Origin of the sequence: Streptomyces sp. NPDC053542 (genome assembly GCF_044544685.1) — a bacterium.
Taxonomy (GTDB): Bacteria; Actinomycetota; Actinomycetes; order Streptomycetales; family Streptomycetaceae; genus Streptomyces.
Genome location: NZ_JBITXL010000009.1, coordinates 364,013 through 383,760 on the forward strand (window position 1 = coordinate 364,013; position 19,748 = coordinate 383,760).

Below are 19,748 nucleotides of genomic sequence, written 5' to 3' on the forward strand. Positions count from 1 at the left end.
TCGGCTCCTCCCGCTCGGCGTCACCGGCAAGGGAAGAAATGAGCGTGAGTGACGCTTGCGGACCGCGACGGACCGATAGGTGGACGGGGTGGACCAAGTGGAGAAGCCGGGGTGAGTGGCTGAGGGCGGAGGCGGTGGGGGCGGCTGGGCGGTGGCTGCCGGTCGCCGGTACAGGACGTACGGCGAGTGCCGTGGTCGTTAGTATGGGCGTACCCAGCGTAGTTGTTTCGTCGCTGCGTGGTGGGGCGGCGCTTGACGTGCTGGAGGCGGCTGTGACGGGGAAGCAGAACGGCGGCCTGCTGTTGCGCCGCACCTGTGACGTCGACCGGGCTCGGGCCCTGGTCGCCGAAGTCATGCACTACCCCGTGACACTGAACCCGCTGGCCGGCGCGTCGCGTTTCGCCATGGACATCTGCGGGGCGCAGTTGGGGCCGGTCAACGCCAACATCGTGTCGTACGGCCCCCATGTCCTGATCGAGACCGGAGGTCTCGGCGCCTACCACGTCAACCTCGTCGCCACCGGCGGCCTGGTGCAGACCCAGCGCGGTGAGGAGTTCACCTGCACGGCCACGGAGGGAGAGGTACCCGTCATCGAGCCGATGGGACTGGCCACCGCGGAGCTGCTCGACAGCGCCGAGGTGCTGTCCCTGGGCTTCGACCGGCATGCGGTGGAGGGCGCCCTGGAGGAGTACCTCGACCACTCGGTGCGACCGTTGCGTTTCGCGCGCGGCTTCGATCCGACGGGCGGCGCCGGTGGGCAGCTGGCCGGGCTGGCGCGGGTCCTGGAGCGGGAGATACGGACTCCGACGGGCCTGCTGACGCAGCGGATCCCGGCCGCCTCGCTCGCCGAGGCCGTTCTCACCACACTGCTCTACGCCACCCCGCACCAGTACCAGGAGGAGCTCGCCGAACCGGCGGCCCGCACCTGCCCGCGTCCGGTCAAGCGGGCGATCGACGCCATGCGGGCCGATCCCGCGCACCCCTTCACGGTGCGCGAACTGGCCAGGATCGCCGGCGTCGCCCCGCGGTCCCTGCAGGCCGGGTTCCGGCAGCATCTGGAGACCACGCCGATGGCGTACCTGCGCGAGCTGCGCCTGGAGGGCGCGCACCGCGACCTGTCCCGCCCCGATTCCCCCGTCACGGTCACCGAGGTCGCCACTCGCTGGGGCTTCACCCATCTGGGCCGCTTCGCCTCCGTCTACCGGGCCAGGTATGGGGTCCTGCCCTCGCAGACGCAGACGCAGACGCAGACGCAGACGCACCGAGAATGAACCGGGCGGCCGGGGCTGGCCCGTTCAGCGGAGCGTCGGACCCGTCACGTCAGGAGGGAGCGCCAGCGGTCGGCGGATTCCCGCATGTCCTGGATGACTCGTTCCAGGAACGTGCCGGCTCTGGACAGCCGTTGTCCCACGGGGCTGTCGAGGCCGATGGTCTCCGCCGCTGCCAGCGCGGCCTGCGCCGAAGCGAGTGTCTGTTGTGAGCTGACGACGATCGAGTGGTACCAGGCGTCGTCGTCGATCACGTAGATGTCGCGGCGCCGCTGTGGATCGCGCTCGCGCCGGACATAGCCGTGCTCGACCAGGAAGTTGACGGCCACGGAGACGGAGGCCGGGCTGACGTTGAGTCTGCGGGTCAGTTCGGCCGCGGTGCGTCTGCCGTCCTCGGACAGCAGCAGGTCGACGTGTACGCGCGCGGTCATCCTCGGCATCCCCGACCTGACCGCCAGCTCGATGATCTCCTCTTCCACCGCGCCGCTCGGCACACCGGCCGCGCGCGGGGGTGCCGGTGTGCGTGTGCCACGCCGCGCCCGCTGGACCGTCGCCTGGTGCGCCTGCTGCGGCCGGTAGCCGCTGGGGCCGCCGTTGCGTGCGACCTCCCGGCTGATCGTCGAGGTCGTCCGGTCGAGGCGTCTGGCGATCTCGGCGTACGAGAGCCCGTCGGCGAGTCCGGCGGCGATGCGCTGGCGGTCCTGCTGGGTCAGTCGTCCTCCTGGCATGCCGCCAGTATTGCCTTCGGTATCAATCATTGCAACGTGGCGTTGCATTCGAGCGCAGGGTCATTGCATCAATTTGCCGCCATGTACCTGGGAAAACAGGGGGAGTTGCTTTTATGTTGATTGACGGAGTTGTGAATGCAACGTAGCTTTCGAGATATGCAAAACACGTACTGTCGCGAGATGAGGAATGGTCATGGGTGAATCCGTCCACACCGTTACGACGCTGCCGACGGCGCGTCGGTCCGGCTGCCCCTTCGACCCGCCGGCCGAGCTGACCGACGCCCGCCGGCACGGTCCCCTCAGCCGCTACGTCTTCCCCGGCGGGAAGGAAGGCTGGCTGATCACCGGGTACGACCTGGTCAGATCGGTGCTGGCCGACCCGCGGTTCAGCTCGCGCAAGGAGCTCATGCGCTATCACCCGACCATCGACTACGGCGACATCGAGGTCCCGCCGGCGTCGCCCGGCGAGTTCCTCCTCATGGACGACCCGGAGCACCGGCGCTACCGCAAGCCGCTGATGGGCAAGTTCACCGTACGGCGGATGCGGCTGCTCACCGAGCGCGTCGAGCAGGTCACCGCCGACTGCCTGGACGCCATGGCGAAGACCGGACCGCCGGCCGACCTGGTGACCGCGTTCGCCAAGCCCATCCCCGCCATCGTCATCTGCGAGCTGCTGGGAGTCCCGTACGAGGACCGGGGGTCCTTCCAGGGGCACGTCGACTCGTTCATGAACGGGGAGACCAGTGACGAGGACCTGATAGCGGCCTACACCGCGGTCCAGAACTACCTCGCGGAGCTGGTGGCCGCCAAGCGTGCGCACCCCACCGACGATGTGCTCAGCGATCTCACCGACAGCGATCTGACCGATGAGGAATTGAAGGGCATCGGTCTGATTCTGCTGGCGGCCGGGTTCGACACCACCGCCAATATGCTCGCGCTGGGCACTTTCGCGCTGCTGGAGAATCCGGCGCAACTGGCCGCGCTGCGGGCCGATCCCGCGCTCGCCGATCAGGGCGTGGAGGAGCTGCTGCGGTATCTGAGCGTCGCCAAGACGTTCATGCGGACCGCGCTGGAGGACGTCGAGCTGGGCGGCCAGGTCATCGAGGCCGGCACGCCCGTGATCCTCTCGTACCACACCGCCAACCGTGACCCCGAGCGCTTCGCCGACCCGCACGTGCTCGACCTCCGGCGGCAGGACGGCGGGCACCTGGCCTTCGGCCACGGCATCCACCAGTGCCTGGGCCAGCAGCTGGCCCGCGTCGAGATGCGGGTCGCGTTCTCCGCCCTGTTCGCCCGCTTCCCCACGCTGCGCCTGGCCGTACCGGCCGAAGAGGTCGCCCTGCGTCCGGAGAGCGCGGACATCTACGGGGTGAAGAGCCTTCCGGTGACCTGGGACGTGTGACCGCGAGCCGTCCAATGGGTGTGGGCGTGTCCGGCTGCGATGGCGGGGGAGCGCGGCGAAGATGGTCCGGAGTTCGGGGGTACTGGGGTAGGCAGCGCGGCAGAGCCACTGGCAGAACGACTCGGGAGATGACACCGATGACCGGAAGCGGTAGCGACTCCGCAGGGCAGCAGTACGACGCCACACCGTTCCTGCCCCGGCGCGGAGGGCTTGCGGCGCTTCGGCGGTCCGCCGCGGAGTGTCAGGGCTGTCCGCTGTTCCAGGACGCCACCCAGACCGTCTTCGGAGCGGGCAGTACCTCGGCGCGCGTCATGCTCGTCGGCGAGCAACCGGGGGACCAGGAGGACCGCCAGGGAGAGCCGTTCGTCGGGCCGGCCGGCGGCCTCCTGCGGAAGGCGTTGCAGGAGGCCGCCATCGACGTGGATCAGGCGTACGTCACCAACGCGGTGAAGCACTTCAAGTTCACCACCGCGACGCGGGGCAAGCGCCGCATCCACAAGGCACCGAGCCTGCGGGAGATGACGGCCTGCCGTCCCTGGCTCAACGCCGAGCTGCACCTGGTCGACCCGGAGGTGGTGGTGGCACTCGGGGCGACGGCCGGCAAGGCACTGCTGGGGTCGTCGTTCCGGGTGACGAAGGACCGGGGCACGCTCATTCCCTTCCCGCAAGAGGGAGAGAGGGATGGCGGGCGGTTCGTCGTCGCCACACTCCACCCGTCGGCGATTCTGCGGTCCGATGACCGCGAGGCGGCGTTCGCGGGACTGGTGTCGGACCTGCGTGTCGTGGCGGGCGCGCTGGACGGCAAGTCCTAGCGCTTTTCCCACTCCACTTGTCCCACTCCGCTTGTCCCACTCCGCTTGTCCCACTCACGTTCCCGTTCGTCCCGCTCACGTTCCCGTGGTCGTGGTGGCCGCGCGGAGGACGACGCTGACCCGTCGGCCCAGCGGGCCCTGGCTCATCCGCACCTCGTGGGCGAGGAGTTCGACGATGGCCAGGCCCCGGCCGTGTTCGTCGGGGTCGGCGTCCCGGGGCGGCCGGGGCACGACCGGGACGCCGGAGTCCGTCACCGAGATCCGCAGGGTCCCGGCGGTCAGGGACAGCCGGACGGTCATGTCGCGGCGGCCGTACTGAGCGGCGTTCGCGGTGAGTTCGTCGACGATGAGCTCGGCGGACTCGCGGCCTTCGGACGGGAACCGCCACTGGGCCAGGACGGCCCCGACGCAGCGGCGTGCCACCGGAACCCAGCGGACCTCGGCCGGCAGCGACAGGACGGCCTGGTGATCGGGGCCGGTCCGGTGGCCGAGGGGAGCCACGGGCGGCGCCGTTCGGGCGGGGCTGAGGGTTGTGATGCTCATGATCGACCCCGGAGTGTGCGGGAGGGGGACGGGGCGGCGTAGCGTTTGCGCATCGCCTGGTCACTGCTTCACTACTGACGCTACGCATCGGCGTCGCGCTCCGTAGCTGAGCGAGGGGGTGAAAACGCCCCCTCCTTTCGGAGGGGGCGGAGGCGGGGGCTGCTGCCACTCAGGAGGCCCGCCGCGAGGCGGACCACGCCTCGCGGCGCTCCCGTACGGCGTCGAGGGCGTCGAGGACCTGCTCGGCGATGTCCTCCACGGAACCGGTGGCGGGGACGGTCAGGAGGAGGCCCTCGTAGTAGCCGAGCAGCGGTGCGGTCTGGCTGCGGTAGACCTCCAGGCGGTGCCGGATGACCTGCTCGGTGTCGTCCGTGCGGCCGCGGCTCAGCAGCCGCTGGACCACCACGTCCTCCGGTACGTCGAACTCCACCACGGCGTCGAGCTGCTGCCCCTGGGCCGCGAGCACCTCCGCCAGGACATCGGCCTGCGCCGTCGTCCGCGGGAAGCCGTCGAGCAGGAAACCCCTGGCGGTGTCGGGGGCCGCCAGCCGCTCCCGGACCATCGCGTTGGTCACGCCGTCGGGGACCAGGGCGCCCGCGTCCAGATACTCCGCGGCCCGGCGGCCCAGCGGGGTCCGGCCGCCGACGTGTTCCCGGAACAGATCGCCGGTCGAGATGTGGGGGACGCCCAGGGCGGTGCCGAGGATGGCTGCCTGGGTGCCCTTGCCCGCGCCCGGCGGGCCGATGAGGACGAGTCGCATCTGGGGAGGGTGCCTTTCTGGAGTGGGAGAGGAGAGCGCGAGGGGGAGTCAGTCGCTCTGCGCGGCGCGGTCGCCGACGCCGTTGTTGATCAGGTTCATGACGGACGCGTCGGCGAGCGTGGTGACGTCCCCGATCTCCCGCTGCTCCGCCACGTCCCGCAGCAGCCGGCGCATGATCTTGCCCGAGCGGGTCTTGGGGAGCTCCGGCACGACCATGACCTGCCGGGGCTTGGCGATCGGGCCGATCTCCTGCGCCACGTGGTTCCGCAGCGCGGTGATCACATCCGAGCCCTCCGCCGAGCCGTCCGTCGCGCTTCCGCGCAGGATGACGAACGCGACGATGGCCTGCCCGGTGGTGGCATCCGTCGCGCCGACCACCGCGGCCTCCGCGACGCTCGGGTGGGAGACCAGCGCCGACTCCACCTCGGCGGTGGAGATCCGGTGCCCGGAGACGTTCATGACGTCGTCCACCCGGCCCAGCAGCCAGATGTCGCCGTCCTCGTCGTACCGCGCGCCGTCCCCGGCGAAGTAGTAACCCTGCTGGGCGAAGCGGGACCAGTACGTCTCCCGGTACCGCTCCGCGTCGCCCCAGACGCCGCGCAGCATCGCCGGCCAGGGGCGGTCCAGCACCAGATAGCCGGACTCGCCCTTGCCGACCTCGACGCCCTGGTCGTCGACGACCTTGGCGGAGATGCCGGGCAGCGGGGTCTGTGCCGAACCGGGCTTGGGCGCTGCGCCGTTCCCGGGCAGCGGCGCGATCATGATCGCGCCGGTCTCGGTCTGCCACCAGGTGTCGACGACCGGCGTGCGGTTGCCGCCGAGGTGCTCCCGGTACCACAGCCACGCCTGCGGATTGATCGGCTCACCGACGCTGCCCAGCACCCGCAGCGAGCTGAGGTCGTAGCGCGCCGGGATGTCCTCGCCCCACTTCATGAAGGTGCGGATGAGGGTGGGCGCGGTGTAGTAGATCGAGACGCCGTACTTCTGGATGATCTCGAAGTGCCGACCCTCGTGCGGGGTGTTGGGGGTGCCCTCGTACATGACCGAGGTGGCGCGGTTGGCCAGCGGCCCGTACACGATGTACGAGTGCCCGGTGATCCAGCCGATGTCGGCGGTGCACCAGTACACGTCCTGCCCGGCCCGGTGATCGAAGGCCGCGCGGTGGGAGTAGGCGGCCTGGGTGAGGTAGCCGCCGGAGGTGTGCAGAATGCCCTTGGGCTTTCCGGTGGTGCCGGAGGTGTAGAGGATGAAGAGCGGGTGCTCGGCGTCGAATGCCTCGGGGCGGTGCGTGTCGGCCTGGGCGTCGACCAGCTCGTGCCACCACAGGTCCCGGCCCTCGGTCCAGGCCACCGCCGAGCCCGTACGGCGGACGACCAGGACGTGCTCGATGCTCGGTGCCTGCGCCACCGCCTCGTCCGCGCCGTCCTTCATGGCCACCGCCTGGCCCCTGCGGTACTGGCCGTCCGCGGTGATCAGCAGCTTCGCCTCGGCGTCCTCGATCCGGGACTGCAGCGCGGCGGGGGAGAAACCGCCGAAGACGACGCTGTGCGGCAGCCCGAGCCGGGCGCAGGCCAGCATCGCGAACACCGCTTCGGGGATCATCGGCAGCTGAATCGCGACCCGGTCGCCGGTGGTCAGGCCGAGGGAGAGCAGGGCATTGGCGGTCCTGGACACCTCGCGCTGCAGGTCGGCGTAGGTGATGGTCCGGGTGTCGCCCGGCTCGCCCTCCCAGTGGATGGCGACCTGCTCGCCGTGGCCCGCCTCGACGTGCCGGTCCACGCAGTTGTACGCCACGTTCAGCCGGCCATCGGCGAACCACCGCGCGAACGGTGCGTCCGACCAGTCCAGCACCCGTGTCCACGGCGTTTCCCAGTGCAGCCGGGCGGCCTGCTCCGCCCAGAACCCGTCCCGGTCGTCTGCCGGGGCGGGGGCCGGGATCTGGTCCTCGGCAGCAGTGTGTCGGTCCGTTCGCCGGGTCATGCGGGGGCCTCCGGGGATAAGCGTGGTGATGGGTACGGATTGAGGGTGAGGCAACGGGTGCGGTGCGAGCGGTGCTGCCGTGCGGCTGCGCCCGCCCGCGACGGGCTCACTGTTGCCGGGCAAGGTTGGTGCGAGGTTGGCGCGCGGGGTCGGCGGCCGGTGGCGGGGCGGTGCCGCGGCGGCCCTTCGGCGGCCGGGACCGGGCGAGGCGCGGTACCAGTGGCGCCGTGGTGCGGCGGCGCCAGGCGCCCTGCCATACCCCCCACCCGTACGCGAGGTCGTCCAGCCGCCGGATCGCCGTGTAGGTGAGCGGGTCCAGCGCCGCGCCGGACCGCCGGTGGTCGACGAGCCCCTCGGCGACGGCGGCCACGAGCAGTACGTACCGGACGCGGGTGCTGCCCGCCGCGGCGGCCGCGGCGAGCGGCCAGTGGTGCCGGGTGGCACAGCGCAGCAGCTGTTCCGCGGTGCCGCGCAGCGCGGCGAGCGAGAGGAGCGTCCCCGCGCGGACGGGGGCGTCGGCATCGGGCATCCGGCGTGTGAGGCGTACGGCGGATGCCGCGGTCAGCGCCGCCGCCGCGGTGACCGGGACCGGCCCGCCGCGCAGCAGCAGCGCACAGGCGGCCAGCGACCAGGGAGCGCTGTAGAGCGGTGGCACCTGGCCCGGGTGGCGCAGCGCCAGGTCCGCCGCGCCGGTGCCGTACCCGGCGCGCTGGGCGAGCCAGCTGCGCAGGTCGGTGCGGTGCTGGTGGCCCACCCGGGACTGCGGTACATAGCGCAGCCGCCAGCCGGCGGCGTGCAGCCGGTGGCACAGGTCCACGTCCTCGGCGACCCGCATCGTGGGGGCGAAGCCCGTACCGATGGCGGACCTGCGGACCACGATGGTGGCGCTGGGCACGTAGGCGAGCGCGGACAGCGGGACGACCGGGCCCTCCCGTGCGCCCATGTCCAGAGGGGAGCGGACCTCCTCGTACCGGTCCAGGCGGCCAGGGCGGGGCACCGGAACCGCGACGATCCTGGGCGCGGCGAGCGCCACCGCCGGGTCCGCGAACTGGGCCAGCAGCGGTGCGAGCCAGCCCGCCTCGGGCCGCACGTCGGAGTCGCAGAACGCCACATAGGGGGTACGGGCGTGCCGCAGTCCGGTGTTGCGGGCGGCCGCCGGGCCGCGGTTGTGCGGGTGGACGAGCAGCCGGGCGCCGTGCTTGCGGGCCGCATCGGCCACGGGGGCCGGGTTCCGGGAGCCGTCGTCCACCACCAGTACCGGCAGGTCCGCCGTCTGCGGGTCGGCGCGCAGGTCGGCCAGCAGCCGGTCCAGCAGGTCGGCCCGGTCCCGTACGGGGATGACGACCGTGGCCCGGCCCGGCGCGTGCGCGGGCGGGCGCGGATGGGCCGCTCCGGCGTCCAGCAGCCGCCGGGCGAGGGCAGCGGTCGCCCGGTCGGTGACCGTGAACCGGCCGTCGGCCAGCAGCCGGGCCGCCGCGGCACTGATCCGCAGCAGCCGCGGCGGCGAGCCGCCGAGCAGCAGCCGGCCGTCGCGCGACCGGTGCACCTGCCCGTCGAGCGCGACACCGAAGCCGTACGGCAGTCCGGTACCAGGGGGCGGCGGAAGGCCGGGTGCGGTGGTCATCCGGCGAACCCCCCATCGGCGTGCAGCACGGTTCCGGTGACCGACGCGGCCGCTTCCGAGCACGCGAAGGCGATGACGGAGGCGACCTCTTCGGGCTCCAACAGCCGTTGCAGCAGCTGGTGTTCGGCCAACTCCTGCTCATCTGTCAGGCCGTACAGGTCGGCGGTGGCCCGCAGCATGTCCGTCCGGGTGGATCCCGGCGATACGGCGACCGCGTTCACGCCGGTGCCCCGCAGGTCGCAGGCGAGGGAGCGGACCAGCCCGAGCACGGCGTGTTTGGCCGCGCAGTACGAGCCCAGTCCCCACAGCCCGCGGTGCGCGGCGGCCGAGGCGAGCGCGACGAACCGGCCGGTGCGCGGCCGCGGCCGGCGCAGCAGGGCGGGAACGGCGGCCCGGGCGAGATGGACGACGCCCAGCACGTCCACGTCCAGCAGGGTCCGCCAGTGGGCGTCGGAGTGCTCCCACACCGGGCCGCCACCGAGCAGCACGGCCGCGCCGGCCACGGCCGCGTCCAGCCCGCCGAACTCCGTCTCGGCGAGCTCCACGGCGTCCCGCACCGCGGCCGCGTCCCGCACGTCCGCGTGCACGGCCCGCACCAGCGGGAACTCCTGCGCCAGCGCGTCCAGTTGGCCGGGCCCGGCCAGTGGGTACGGGACGTCGGGATCGTCCGCGCAGCGGTCCACCGCGACCACCGCCCAGCCGTCCTCCGCCAGCCGCGTCACGGTCGCGGCCCCGATGCCCCGGGCGGCGCCGGTCACGACGGCGACCCGGCGGCCGGTCATCGAGCCGGTCGCCTGGCCGGTGATCGAGCCGGTCACCGGGCCGGTCATCGGGAGGCTCCCTGTGCGAGGTCCGCGCCGCCCAGCCGGCCCCGGTCGGACACCTGCCAGCCCCGGATGGCGTCGGCGAGGCCCGCCGCCATCCGCTCCAGCAGCCGCTCCCCTTCGCTCGCACCGGCCCCTTCCGGGTCGCCGAGGACGCCGGAGGGGCTCACGCCGCGCACGGAGTCGCGCACCAGCCGCTCCATCAGCAGGTGGATCGGCTCGGTCGGCCCGGCGACGGCCCGCTCCCGGCGTACGCCCTCGGGCCGCAGCCGCAGCATCATGGACGTCTCGGTGCGGCCCGCGTGCGCGTCGGAGCCGCGCGGGACGCACGGCCACCAGGCCACGTCCCGGCTCTCGCCGCGCAGCCCGGTCACCGCGTCGGCCAGGCTCGTCAGATTGCCGCCGTGGCCGTTGACCACCAGCAGGCGGCCCGCCCAGCGCAGCATCGAGCGGCCGATCTCGGTGACCAGCATCCGCAGCGCGACATGGCCGATGGACACCGTGCCGGCGAAGCCCTCGTGCTCGCCGCTGGCCCCGTAGGGCTGTACCGGTGCGATCACGAGGTCCAGCTCGCCGCGCAGCCGGGCGGCGGCCCGCTCGGCGACCGCCGAGGCCACCGCGGCATCGGTGTCCAGCGGGAGGTGCGGACCGTGCTGCTCGCAGGAGCCGAGCGGCAGCAGCACGAGCGGGCGACGGCCCGTCAGATTCGGCCAGGCCAGGTCCGCGAGGTGGTTACTCATGGCGTGTTCTCCCGGTACCGAACGGCGTGTTCTCCCGGTGCCGCGGTCGCATCTCAGACGCCCAGCGCGCGGGTGAACCCCCGCGGGATCACCACGTCGTCGGCGCTCAGCTCATGGATGCCGGACCGGCCCAGCCCGAGCAGCGCCGAGTCGATGCCGCCGCGCAGGACGTCGAGTACGTTCTCCACCCCGGCCTGGCCGCCCGCGGCCAGACCCCACAGGTACGCGCGTCCGATCATGACCGCCCGCGCGCCGAGCGCGACCGCCTTGACGACGTCGCTGCCGCGGCGGATGCCGCCGTCGAGCAGGATCTCGACCTGGTCGCCCACGGCCTCGGCGATGGACGGCAGGACGCGGATCGGCGCCGGGGTGGCGTCCAGGTTGTTGCCGCCGTGGTTGGACACCGAGATCGCGGTCACGCCCGCGTCCACCGCCCGCCTGGCGTCATCCACCCGGCAGATCCCCTTGAGCAGGAACGGGCCGCCCCACTGCTCGCGCAGCCAGGCGACGTCCTCCCAGGACGGGGGCGGCGTCTGCATCCACTCGCCGTAGGCCCCGAAGAACGTCGGTGCCGGGCTGCCGGGCTCGGCGATGTTCGGCGCCGTCAGGTCCGGAATTTTGCCGCTCTTGAGGAAGTCGAGCAGCCAGCGCGGGCGGGACAGCGTCTCGGGGGCGAAGCGGAGCATCGCCTTGAGGTCCAGCCGCTCGGGGATCTTGGGGCTGCCCCAGTCCCGGCCGTGCGAGAAGGACCAGTCGAGGGTGACGATCAGCCCCTTGGCCCCGGCCGCGCGGGCCCGCTCCATCCGCTGGAGCATGACGTCGCGGGTGCCCATCCAGTACACCTGGAAGAACGTCTGCGGGTTGGCCGCGACGACGTCCGCCAGCGGCTTGCTGGCGAAGGAGCTCAGGCCCATCGCCGTGCCGCGGGCCGCCGCCGCGCGGGCCACGGCCACCTCCCCGTCGGGGTGCACGGCCTGTACGCCCGTCGGCGAGATGATCACCGGCAGCGATATCTCCTGCCCCATGACCGTCGTGGCCATCTCGCGCTTGGCCGACAGCCCGGCGACGTGCGGGGCGAAGCCGAGCTGCGCGAAGGCCGTGGTGTTGTCGTCGTAGGAGACGCCCTTCTCGGAGCCGGCGAGCAACGCGCTGTAGACGGATTTCGGCAGCCGCTTCTTGGCCCGCCGCTGGGCCTCCACCACCGTCTCGAACCATCCACCGCTCATGAGTGTGCTCCTTCCATGGATCCGTATGTCTGACCGGCCAGCGGGCTCTCGTCACAGAAGCGGTCCGGGCGGCTGCCCGTCCTGACCGCCGGCATGCCCAGCGCGACCTTGCGGTGCGAGTGGTCGGTGCCCTGCGGGGGCAGCGCCGCGCGGTCGACGGCGGCCAGGGCGGTGGCGCCGTGGCCCTTGACGCACTCGGGGTCCGGGCCGTCCAGCGGCAGCCCGGTGAAGAACTTCGCGGCCATGCAGCCGCCCTGGCACACGTCGTACGCCGAGCAGCTGTTGCAGGCACCGCCGGTCTGCTCGCCGCGCAGCTCGTTGAAGAGCGACGAGGAGCGCCACACCTCGTCGAAGCCGCCGGGGGAGCGGACGTTGCCCGCCTTGAACGCGTCATGGATGGCGAACGGGCAGGCGTACACGTCCCCGACCGGGTCGATCAGACACACCACGCGCCCCGCCCCGCACAGGTTCAGCCCCGGGATCGGTTCCGAGCCCAGCGCGTTGAGGTGGAAGAACGAGTCACCGGTGAGCACCCGCTCGCCGTGCCCGACGAGCCAGTCGTACAGCTCGAGCTGCTGCTCGGCGGTCGGGTGCAGCTCGTCCCAGACGTCCGCGCCGCGGCCGGACGGCCGCAGCCGGGTGATGCGCAGCTGGGCGCCGTACCGGTCGGCGATGGCGGCGAAGTCGTCCAGCTGCGAGACGTTCTGCCGGGTCATGACCACCGAGATCTTGAAGTTCTCGAAGCCGGCCGCGGCGAGATTCTCCATGGCCCGGATCGCCATGTCGTACGAACCGGGACCGCGCACCGCGTCGTTGACCTCGCGGGTCGCGCCGTCCAGCGAGATCTGCACGTCGACGTAGTCGGTCGCGGCCAGCCGCCGGGCGCGCTCGGGCGTGATCCGCAGCCCGTTGGTGGAGAACTTCACGCCCACCTGGTGGTCGATCGCGTAATCCAGCAACTCCCAGAAGTCGGCGCGTACGGTCGGTTCGCCGCCGCCGACGTTGATGTAGAACACCTGCATCCGCTGAAGCTCGTCGATCACCGACTTGATCTCGTCGGTGGACAGCTCCATCGGGTCGCGCCGCCCGGAGGAGGACAGGCAGTGCGCGCAGGAGAGGTTGCACGCGTACGTCCACTCCCACGTCAGACAGATCGGGGCGTTCAGTCCGTGCTTGAACTGCTCGACGAGCATGGTGGCTCCAGCTCTCTGAGGCTCTGCGGCTCTCTACAGGGGGATGATCATGTCGGTGGCGGCGAGCGCGGCCAGCGCGCGCAGCGTCGGCGCGTGCTGCGCCGCCGGCAGCGTGGCCAGCGCCGCCCGGGCGCTGGGGTGCTCGCCGAGCTGCTCGACGAGCGCCACCAGCGCCGGGTCCTTCAGGAACGACAGCCGGCGGTTGCCGAAGTGGTACGCGAGCGCCCCGAAGGGCTCGGGGCGCAGCGCGACGTTCGGATTGAGCCGGTAGCCCCGGTCCGGGCTGAAGGAGGCGGCGGGCGCGGGCGCATCCGAGGGGGAGGACATCGCGGCCGGCCTAGTACACGCCGCACATGCCGTCGATGGAGACCTCTTCGACGAGGAGCTCCTCGGTCAGGTCCTCGGCGGTGTAGGCGGTCGCGTCGGTGTCCTGCTCGATCGTGCTGAATTCGTCCTGCATGGCGAACCTCCTGGAGAGGGGGGTTGGTGGGAACGGATTCGACGTTAGGCGCGGCCCCGGGACCGCCCCACCATGCGACCGGGCCCCCTCGACCTGTCCGATCGGAGGGGCGTCCGCGCGCCCCGTCCGATCGGACGGGCACCCTCCCGTCCGTTCGCGCCCCGCTGCCGTCCGCCTGGCCGGTACCCCCGTCGCGGCCCGCTCCCGGAAGGTGAATCACGCCACTCGTCGAGCAGAGAGGAACCGGAGATCATGCAGGTCGATGAACTTCTCAAGCCGTTTCCGATCAAGGAATTCCACCCCTTCCCGCGGGCGATGCTGGGCCCGGGCGCACACGAGCTGATCGGCCCCGAGGCCAAGAAGCTCGGTTTCCGCCGCACGCTCGTGATGACCACGGGTCTGCGGGGCAGCGACACCGTGCACAAGATCGTCGAGTCGATGAAGTACCACGGCCTCGAGGTCGTCGTGTACGACAAGGTCGAGTCGAACCCCAAGGACTACAACGTCATGGACGCCGTGGCGATGTACCAGGAGAACAAGTGCGACTCGTTCGTCTCCATCGGCGGCGGATCCTCGCACGACGCCTGCAAGGGCGCCCGCATCTCGGTCGCGCACGACGGCCGCAGCGTCAATGAGTTCGAGGGCTTCAACAAGTCCGAGAACCCCAAGAACCCGCCGCACATCGCGGTGTCCACCACCGCCGGCACCGGCTCGGAGACCTCGTGGGCGTACGTCATCACGGACACCACGACCGACCCCGACAACCCGCACAAGTACGTTGCGTTCGATGACGCCTCGGTGGCCACCCTCGCCATCGACGACCCGACGCTGTACTACGACTGCCCGCTGGACTACACCGCGCAGTGCGGCTTCGACGTGCTCGCGCACGCCTCCGAGCCGTATGTCTCGCGGCTCAACTTCCAGCCTTCGCTGGGCAATTCACTGCACGCGATCAAGCTGACCGCACAGCACCTGCGGCAGGCGGTGTGGAACGGCCAGGACCTGGCCGGCCGCGAGGGGATGATGTACGCGCAGTACATCGCCGCACAGGCGTTCAACTCCGGTGGCCTGGGCATCATCCACTCCATCTCGCACGCGGTCAGCGCCTTCTACGACACCCACCACGGGCTCAACAACGCCATCGCGCTGCCCCGGGTCTGGGCGTTCAACATGCCCGCGCTGTACGAGCGGTTCGCGGACATCGCCGAGGCGATGGGCGTCGACACGCACGGCATGACCAAGGTCAAGGCCGCCGAGGCGGCGCTGGCGGCCGGCATCCGGCTGCTGCGGGACGTCGGCATCCCGGAGAAGTTCACCGACGTCACCCAGGACTCCTACTCCAAGAACCGGCTGGGCACCGGCCCGACGAAGTTCTACGAGCAGGCGTCGGTCATCAAGGGCGACGACGCGGACGTCGACCGGATCACCCACCACGTCCTCGGTGACGCCTGCACCCCGGGCAACGCCAAGGAGTGCACGTTCGACACCGTCCGCCCGGTCGTCGAGCACTGCATGAACGGCGACCTGGACGACCTGCTCAGCTGAGTCGTTCCGCGACCAGCGAGCGACATCGGCAGGAGCGGGGGCGGTACCTCCCCCCGCCCCCGCTCCGCCCCCGGACGGAGTTACGGAGGAATCGTGCACGGCACAGATCATTCTCAGGAGCCGTTTCAGGACCAGGAGTTCGACTCGGTCGATGACGTCGTCCAGCGCTTCGCGGCCCACGGCTACATCGCCGACCGCCGGCTCGCCACGACGGTGTTCCTGCTCGCCAGGCTGGAGAAGCCGGTGCTGCTGGAAGGCCCGGCCGGGGTCGGCAAGACCGAACTGGCCAAGGCGCTGGCCGCGGCCTCGGGACGCCGGCTGCTGCGCCTGCAGTGCTACGAGGGCCAGGACGAGAGCAAGGCGCTCTACGAGTGGGACTACGGCAAGCAGTTGCTGTACACGCAGATGCTGCGGGACAAGATCGGCGAACTCACCGCCGACGCCCCCGACCTGGCCACCGCCGTGCACCGGATCGGCGAACAGGACAGTGTGTTCTTCTCCGACCGCTTCCTCGCACCGCGCCCGCTGCTGGACGCGATCCGCGGCGAGCAGCCGGCCGTCCTGCTGATCGACGAGGTCGACCGCGCGGACGAGGCCCTGGAGGCGGTGCTGCTGGAGTGCCTGGCCGAGTACCAGGTCTCGGTGCCCGAGATCGGCACGTACACCGCGAAGGTCCCGCCGTACATCGTGCTCACCTCCAACAACACCCGCGACCTGTCCGCCGCGCTCAAGCGGCGCTGTCTGCATCTGTTCCTGGACTACCCGGACGCGGAGCGCGAGCTGGAGATTCTGCGCTCGAAGGACACCGGGCTGCCGGAGGCCGCCGCACAGCTGCTGGTGGAGGTCGTGCGCGGGCTGCGCGAGCTGGATCTGCGCAAGAGCCCCAGCATCTCCGAGACCATCGACTGGGCCCGCACCCTCGCCGTACTCGGCGTGGACGAACTGGACCCGGAGATCCTCGCCGAGACCGCCAATGTGGTCCTCAAGTACGAGCGCGACATGCACCGCGCGCTGGGCGCGCTGCCCCGGCTCGTCGACCCCAACCGCGAGCTGCCCGCACCGGGGCATCAGCACGACGGGCACGGGCACCACCACGGGCACCACCACGGCCCGGGGCACGGCCACGATCACGGTCCCCACGACGGCCACGACGCCCATGACGGCGAGCCCGACGGCAGCGCCGTGCGGACCGCCAAGGACCAGCAGGGCCGCCACGACGAGGGCTACTACGGCGCGCCGGGAGCGGGCCCGATCAGCCGTCCCAAGCCGGGCGGCGGCCAGGGCGCCCGCGCCTTCGCCGCCGTCTCCCGGCGGCGGACCGACTGAGCCGGGGGCGAGGGCATGCAAAGCAGCGTGCACCGGTTCGTCCGCCTGCTGCGCCTCTTCGGGCTGCGGGTGTCGGTGTCGGAGGCGATGGACGCCATGCGCGGGGCCGCCCAGCCCGGGGTGCTCGAGCAGCGGGAGACGCTGCGCGAGGCGCTGCGGATGACCTTGGTCAAGGACCGGCGCGACGACGAGGTCTTCGACGAGCTGTTCACGGCGTACTTCTCGCTGTTCCCGGTGGGCGGCGGGGACGCCGGGCACGGCCACAGCCATGAGCACGCCGACCTCTCCGACACCGGCGCACTGGAGTCCTTCACCGTCTCCGAGGAACCCTCGGAGCTGCCGCAGCAGGGCCACAGCCACGACAAGCCCGCCGACATCCGCGACTACTTCGACCAGCGGGACCTGGCCCAGCAGTACAACCTGCACCAGGAGGCCAACAAGATCGACATGGCCTCGATGACCGACGAGATCGTGCTGTCCAAGGACGGGGCGGCCGCGGGCGCTGACGCGGTCCCGTCCGTCCAGCTGGAGACCGAACGGCTGCACGGCGCCGGCATCCCCGGACAGCTCGCCACGGCGACCGGGCAGCGCATCGACACCGAACTGACCGTCGCCCAGCAGGACGCCCTCTTCGGTTGGCTCGACCGGGAAGCCGATGACGACGACGCCGACGAGGAAGCCCTCGCCGCGCTCCGCCGGCAGCTCACCGGGGTCATCGAGAACCTGCCCGAGCTGCTGAAACGGCACCTGGAGCGGCTGGCGAGCATGGAGACGGTGGCACAGGAGGCCGCACAGCCCGCCGAGCGCGCCCGCCTCGAAACGGTCGACGAGGACGAGCGGGCTCAACTGGAGGAGGCGCTGCGCCGGGTGGGGCGCTCCGTGCGCGGCGCGCTGACCAGCCGCCGCCGCGTCAGCCCGCGCGGCCGCGTGGACGCGGGACGCACCATGCGCCGGAACATGCGCTACGACGGCATCCCGTTCCGCCCGGTCACCACGGTCCGTGCCGAGGACAAGCCGCGGGTGATGGTACTCGCCGACGTCTCGCTCTCGGTACGGGCCACCGCACGGTTCACCCTGCACTTCGTCCACGGTCTGCAGTCGCTCTTCGGGCAGGTCCGCTCCTTCGCCTTCGTCGACGAACCCACCGAGATCACCGAGCTGTTCACCGAGCATCCGTTGGAGCGGGCACTCGGCCTGGTCTTCGACGGGCTGCAGGGCGGCGGCCTGCTCGACACCGACGCCAACTCGGATTACGGCAGGACCTTCGACCTGCTGCTGGCCGACCACGCGGCGGCCCTGGGCCGGCGCACCACCCTGATCGTCCTGGGCGACGGCCGCGGCAACGGCAACGACCCGCGGACCGGAGCCTTCGAGGAGATCACCCGCCGGGTCCGGCAGACGATCTGGCTGACCCCGGAACCCCGGTACTCCTGGCGGCTGGGCGCCTGCGACCTGCCGCGTTACGCGGAGTTCTGCGACCGCGTACAAGTCGTCGCGGACCTCGCCGGGCTGCAGCGCACGGCCCACCGGATGGCGGCGGAGGCGACCGGACGATGAGCGTTCCCGATCTCCGCCGCGCGGCCCAGCGCATCGATCCGCTGGCGCCGAATCCGCCCGGCCGGTACGCCGACGACGTGGTCGTCGTGGTCCGGGAGAGCCCGGCCGAGGACCGGGGCCCGGGGCCCGAGCCGATCGTACGGACCGAGCACTTCCGCCTGCGCCGGCGCGGCCGCCGGGTGGAGGTGGGCCACTGGCTGCGCCCCGGCCAACTGGACAACGACCTGGCGGGGCTGCTGGCGGAGGAGCTGTTCGCGCCCGGCTGGCTGTCCGGGCCCGACATCTTCGAGCGGGTCTTCACCGGCGTGGTGCGCTCCTGCGTGGACGGGCCGCTGGCCGCCTGGACCACGTTCTACGAGAACACGCTGGCCCGGATCCGGGAGTGCTGGCAGGACCCCGCGGGGGACTGCGACCACTCCTCGATCGCCGGGTTCGCGCCCGTCTACCGCCGCACGCTGGACCTGGTAGAGGCGGGCACGATCCTCGACATGGGCTCCTGCTTCGGGTTCCTGCCGCTGATGCTCGCCCGCCGCCCCGGACACACCGTGATCGCCTCCGACCTCTCGCGCGGCACCATGCGGCTGCTCGGGGCCGTGGCCGAATCGCTCGGCCCGCGCCTCGGCACTCTGGCCTGCGACGCCGCGCGGGTGCCGCTGCCGGACGCGTCGGTGGACACGGTCACCGTCATCCACGTACTCGAACACCTCGACGCGCGGCAGGGCGACGCGGTACTGGACGAGGCGCTCCGGCTCGCCCGGCGGCGGGTCGTGGTCGCGGTGCCGTACGAGGACGAGGCGACCGCCGCGTACGGCCACGTCCGGTGCTTCGACCAGGACCAGCTGGACCGCATGGGCCGCCGCACGGGCCGTCCGTACACCGCCTCGTCGTACCACGGCGGCTGGCTGGTCCTGGACCCGCCCGCCACAGCACACACCTGAGCCACCTCTCGAAGACAAGCAACGAGATGCAAAGGAGCGTCCCATGGCTGTATCGGAACAGGCCCCCGGCGGAACACCCACCGCGGCGGCACAGGCAACACCCGGACCGCTGGACGGAGATCCGGCACTGATCGGCGTGCCCACCTTCATCGTGGGCTCGATCGCCCTCGGCCTGACCCTGATCGGGTACGTACCGGCGGACGCCGTCGGCGCACCGGTCACGATCATCCTCGCGGCCACCGGCATCGGTCAGCTGATCGCCGCGCTCTGGGCGGCCGCGCTCGGGCAGAGCGCGGTCGCCGCGATCTTCGGCATCTTCACCGGCTTCTGGCTCAGTTACGCGGTCCTCGTCCTCGGGCTGCTGCACAACTGGTTCGGCATCGCCCCCAAGGCCGCGACCGGGGCCCAGGCACTCTTCCTGATCTCCTGGCTGGCCACCGTCGTCCTGCTCACGCTCGGCACCCTGCGGCTGCCGGCCGCCTTCACCCTGCTGTTCGTGCTGATCGACGCGGCACTCACGCTGGTACTGCTCGCCACCCTGAGCGGTTCCGCGACCCTGCAGACCGCGGGCGGCTACACCGTCTTCTCCTTCGCGGCGGTCGGCGCGTATCTCTTCTTCCACGTCACGTCGGTGGCCACCGGCGGACGCGGACTCCCGCTCGGGCGCTCGGCCGTGGGCGGCTGACCGGGCGCAGGATCGCTGTCCCAACGACGGGGCGGGGCCGGGGCCCCCCCGCCCCCCCCCCCCCCGTTTGGTGGCAGTGCCCGAAAGGAAACCCCAAATTGATGCCGCGTTAAACCCCACCCCCCCGCGGGGTGGGG

The 19,748-nt window shown here is 71.8% G+C and carries 19 protein-coding genes; 8 read left to right on the top strand and 11 right to left on the bottom strand.

Annotation, left to right across the window (positions count from 1 at the left end; all coding sequences use genetic code 11):
* The first annotated feature begins 272 nt into the window (after nt 1-272).
* Nucleotides 273-1,271 carry an AraC family transcriptional regulator gene (locus ACIGXO_RS26065; RefSeq protein WP_399791508.1) on the top strand — a complete coding sequence of 333 codons (999 nt, stop codon included), beginning with the start codon at nt 273-275 and terminating at the stop codon, nt 1,269-1,271.
* A 44-nt stretch (nt 1,272-1,315) separates the two neighbouring features.
* Here ACIGXO_RS26065 and ACIGXO_RS26070 read toward each other — a convergent pair whose 3' ends face one another.
* Entirely contained in the window at nt 1,316-1,996 is a 681-nt protein-coding gene (locus ACIGXO_RS26070; protein ID WP_399791510.1) for a helix-turn-helix domain-containing protein, read from the bottom strand.
* 193 nt (nt 1,997-2,189) lie between these two features.
* Between ACIGXO_RS26070 and ACIGXO_RS26075 the strand changes: the two genes are divergently transcribed.
* Together ACIGXO_RS26075 and ACIGXO_RS26080 are read left to right on the top strand one after the other, a co-directional pair.
* On the top strand, nt 2,190-3,398 hold the full coding sequence (locus ACIGXO_RS26075) for a cytochrome P450 (protein ID WP_399791512.1): 1,209 nt from the start codon (nt 2,190-2,192) through the stop codon (nt 3,396-3,398).
* A gap of 137 nt (nt 3,399-3,535) precedes the next feature.
* Entirely contained in the window at nt 3,536-4,210 is a 675-nt protein-coding gene (locus ACIGXO_RS26080; RefSeq protein ID WP_399791514.1) for a UdgX family uracil-DNA binding protein, read from the top strand.
* A gap of 75 nt (nt 4,211-4,285) precedes the next feature.
* On the opposite strand, the gene ACIGXO_RS26085 is transcribed toward ACIGXO_RS26080, so the two are convergent.
* From ACIGXO_RS26085 to mftA, 10 genes are all read right to left on the bottom strand, one after another.
* Complete coding sequence (locus ACIGXO_RS26085) at nt 4,286-4,753, bottom strand: ATP-binding protein (protein WP_399791516.1); 468 nt, start codon at nt 4,751-4,753, stop codon at nt 4,286-4,288.
* Nucleotides 4,754-4,922: 169 nt separating this feature from the next.
* Nucleotides 4,923-5,513 (bottom strand): adenylate kinase, encoded by a 591-nt coding sequence (locus ACIGXO_RS26090; RefSeq protein WP_399791518.1) that lies wholly within the window; start codon nt 5,511-5,513, stop codon nt 4,923-4,925.
* Nucleotides 5,514-5,561: 48 nt separating this feature from the next.
* Nucleotides 5,562-7,493: an acetate--CoA ligase gene (gene acs / locus ACIGXO_RS26095; protein ID WP_399791520.1), complete on the bottom strand. Its 1,932-nt coding sequence runs from the start codon at nt 7,491-7,493 to the stop codon at nt 5,562-5,564.
* A 106-nt stretch (nt 7,494-7,599) separates the two neighbouring features.
* Nucleotides 7,600-9,117 carry a mycofactocin biosynthesis glycosyltransferase MftF gene (gene mftF, locus ACIGXO_RS26100; protein WP_399791521.1) on the bottom strand — a complete coding sequence of 506 codons (1,518 nt, stop codon included), beginning with the start codon at nt 9,115-9,117 and terminating at the stop codon, nt 7,600-7,602.
* On the bottom strand, nt 9,114-9,947 hold the full coding sequence (locus ACIGXO_RS26105) for a mycofactocin-coupled SDR family oxidoreductase (protein ID WP_399791523.1): 834 nt from the start codon (nt 9,945-9,947) through the stop codon (nt 9,114-9,116). The genes mftF and ACIGXO_RS26105 overlap by 4 nt, the downstream gene beginning before the upstream one ends.
* Nucleotides 9,944-10,681 carry a mycofactocin biosynthesis peptidyl-dipeptidase MftE gene (gene mftE / locus ACIGXO_RS26110; RefSeq protein ID WP_399791525.1) on the bottom strand — a complete coding sequence of 246 codons (738 nt, stop codon included), beginning with the start codon at nt 10,679-10,681 and terminating at the stop codon, nt 9,944-9,946. The genes ACIGXO_RS26105 and mftE overlap by 4 nt, the downstream gene beginning before the upstream one ends.
* 53 nt (nt 10,682-10,734) lie before the next feature.
* Nucleotides 10,735-11,907 carry a pre-mycofactocin synthase MftD gene (gene mftD, locus ACIGXO_RS26115; protein WP_399791527.1) on the bottom strand — a complete coding sequence of 391 codons (1,173 nt, stop codon included), beginning with the start codon at nt 11,905-11,907 and terminating at the stop codon, nt 10,735-10,737.
* On the bottom strand, nt 11,904-13,100 hold the full coding sequence (gene mftC, locus ACIGXO_RS26120; protein ID WP_399791529.1) for a mycofactocin radical SAM maturase: 1,197 nt from the start codon (nt 13,098-13,100) through the stop codon (nt 11,904-11,906). The genes mftD and mftC overlap by 4 nt, the downstream gene beginning before the upstream one ends.
* A 33-nt stretch (nt 13,101-13,133) precedes the next feature.
* Complete coding sequence (gene mftB, locus ACIGXO_RS26125; protein ID WP_399791531.1) at nt 13,134-13,427, bottom strand: mycofactocin biosynthesis chaperone MftB; 294 nt, start codon at nt 13,425-13,427, stop codon at nt 13,134-13,136.
* Between the two features lie 10 nt (nt 13,428-13,437).
* On the bottom strand, nt 13,438-13,560 hold the full coding sequence (gene mftA, locus ACIGXO_RS26130) for a mycofactocin precursor MftA (RefSeq protein ID WP_399791533.1): 123 nt from the start codon (nt 13,558-13,560) through the stop codon (nt 13,438-13,440).
* Nucleotides 13,561-13,812: 252 nt separating this feature from the next.
* Between mftA and mdo the strand changes: the two genes are divergently transcribed.
* The 5 genes from mdo to ACIGXO_RS26155 all read left to right on the top strand — a co-directional run bounded on the left by mdo (nt 13,813) and on the right by ACIGXO_RS26155 (nt 19,611).
* Nucleotides 13,813-15,105 carry an NDMA-dependent methanol dehydrogenase gene (gene mdo, locus ACIGXO_RS26135; protein ID WP_399791535.1) on the top strand — a complete coding sequence of 431 codons (1,293 nt, stop codon included), beginning with the start codon at nt 13,813-13,815 and terminating at the stop codon, nt 15,103-15,105.
* 93 nt (nt 15,106-15,198) lie between these two features.
* On the top strand, nt 15,199-16,431 hold the full coding sequence (locus ACIGXO_RS26140; protein ID WP_399791537.1) for an AAA family ATPase: 1,233 nt from the start codon (nt 15,199-15,201) through the stop codon (nt 16,429-16,431).
* A 15-nt stretch (nt 16,432-16,446) separates the two neighbouring features.
* Complete coding sequence (locus ACIGXO_RS26145; protein WP_399791539.1) at nt 16,447-17,988, top strand: VWA domain-containing protein; 1,542 nt, start codon at nt 16,447-16,449, stop codon at nt 17,986-17,988.
* Nucleotides 17,985-18,926, top strand: a complete 942-nt coding sequence (gene mftM, locus ACIGXO_RS26150; RefSeq protein ID WP_399791541.1) for a mycofactocin oligosaccharide methyltransferase MftM — start codon at nt 17,985-17,987, stop codon at nt 18,924-18,926. Before ACIGXO_RS26145 ends, mftM begins: the two co-directional genes overlap by 4 nt.
* 43 nt (nt 18,927-18,969) lie before the next feature.
* Nucleotides 18,970-19,611, top strand: coding sequence for a GPR1/FUN34/YaaH family transporter (locus tag ACIGXO_RS26155; RefSeq protein ID WP_399791543.1), 642 nt, complete (start codon nt 18,970-18,972; stop codon nt 19,609-19,611).
* The last annotated feature ends 137 nt before the right edge of the window (nt 19,612-19,748 follow it).

Bases quoted from the DNA above. Each gene is read 5' to 3' on its own strand.
- mftE (WP_399791525.1), bottom strand. From the start codon at position 10,681: ATGAGTAACCACCTCGCGGACCTGGCCTGGCCGAATCTGACGGGCCGT.
- ACIGXO_RS26075 (WP_399791512.1), top strand. From the start codon at position 2,190: ATGGGTGAATCCGTCCACACCGTTACGACGCTGCCGACGGCGCGTCGG.
- mdo (WP_399791535.1), top strand. From the start codon at position 13,813: ATGCAGGTCGATGAACTTCTCAAGCCGTTTCCGATCAAGGAATTCCAC.
- mftB (WP_399791531.1), bottom strand. From the start codon at position 13,427: ATGTCCTCCCCCTCGGATGCGCCCGCGCCCGCCGCCTCCTTCAGCCCG.
- mftA (WP_399791533.1), bottom strand. From the start codon at position 13,560: ATGCAGGACGAATTCAGCACGATCGAGCAGGACACCGACGCGACCGCC.
- mftF (WP_399791521.1), bottom strand. From the start codon at position 9,117: ATGACCACCGCACCCGGCCTTCCGCCGCCCCCTGGTACCGGACTGCCG.
- ACIGXO_RS26105 (WP_399791523.1), bottom strand. From the start codon at position 9,947: ATGACCGGCCCGGTGACCGGCTCGATCACCGGCCAGGCGACCGGCTCG.
- ACIGXO_RS26155 (WP_399791543.1), top strand. From the start codon at position 18,970: ATGGCTGTATCGGAACAGGCCCCCGGCGGAACACCCACCGCGGCGGCA.
- mftM (WP_399791541.1), top strand. From the start codon at position 17,985: ATGAGCGTTCCCGATCTCCGCCGCGCGGCCCAGCGCATCGATCCGCTG.
- ACIGXO_RS26085 (WP_399791516.1), bottom strand. From the start codon at position 4,753: ATGAGCATCACAACCCTCAGCCCCGCCCGAACGGCGCCGCCCGTGGCT.
- ACIGXO_RS26070 (WP_399791510.1), bottom strand. From the start codon at position 1,996: ATGCCAGGAGGACGACTGACCCAGCAGGACCGCCAGCGCATCGCCGCC.
- mftC (WP_399791529.1), bottom strand. From the start codon at position 13,100: ATGCTCGTCGAGCAGTTCAAGCACGGACTGAACGCCCCGATCTGTCTG.
- mftD (WP_399791527.1), bottom strand. From the start codon at position 11,907: ATGAGCGGTGGATGGTTCGAGACGGTGGTGGAGGCCCAGCGGCGGGCC.
- ACIGXO_RS26145 (WP_399791539.1), top strand. From the start codon at position 16,447: ATGCAAAGCAGCGTGCACCGGTTCGTCCGCCTGCTGCGCCTCTTCGGG.
- acs (WP_399791520.1), bottom strand. From the start codon at position 7,493: ATGACCCGGCGAACGGACCGACACACTGCTGCCGAGGACCAGATCCCG.
- ACIGXO_RS26090 (WP_399791518.1), bottom strand. From the start codon at position 5,513: ATGCGACTCGTCCTCATCGGCCCGCCGGGCGCGGGCAAGGGCACCCAG.
- ACIGXO_RS26080 (WP_399791514.1), top strand. From the start codon at position 3,536: ATGACCGGAAGCGGTAGCGACTCCGCAGGGCAGCAGTACGACGCCACA.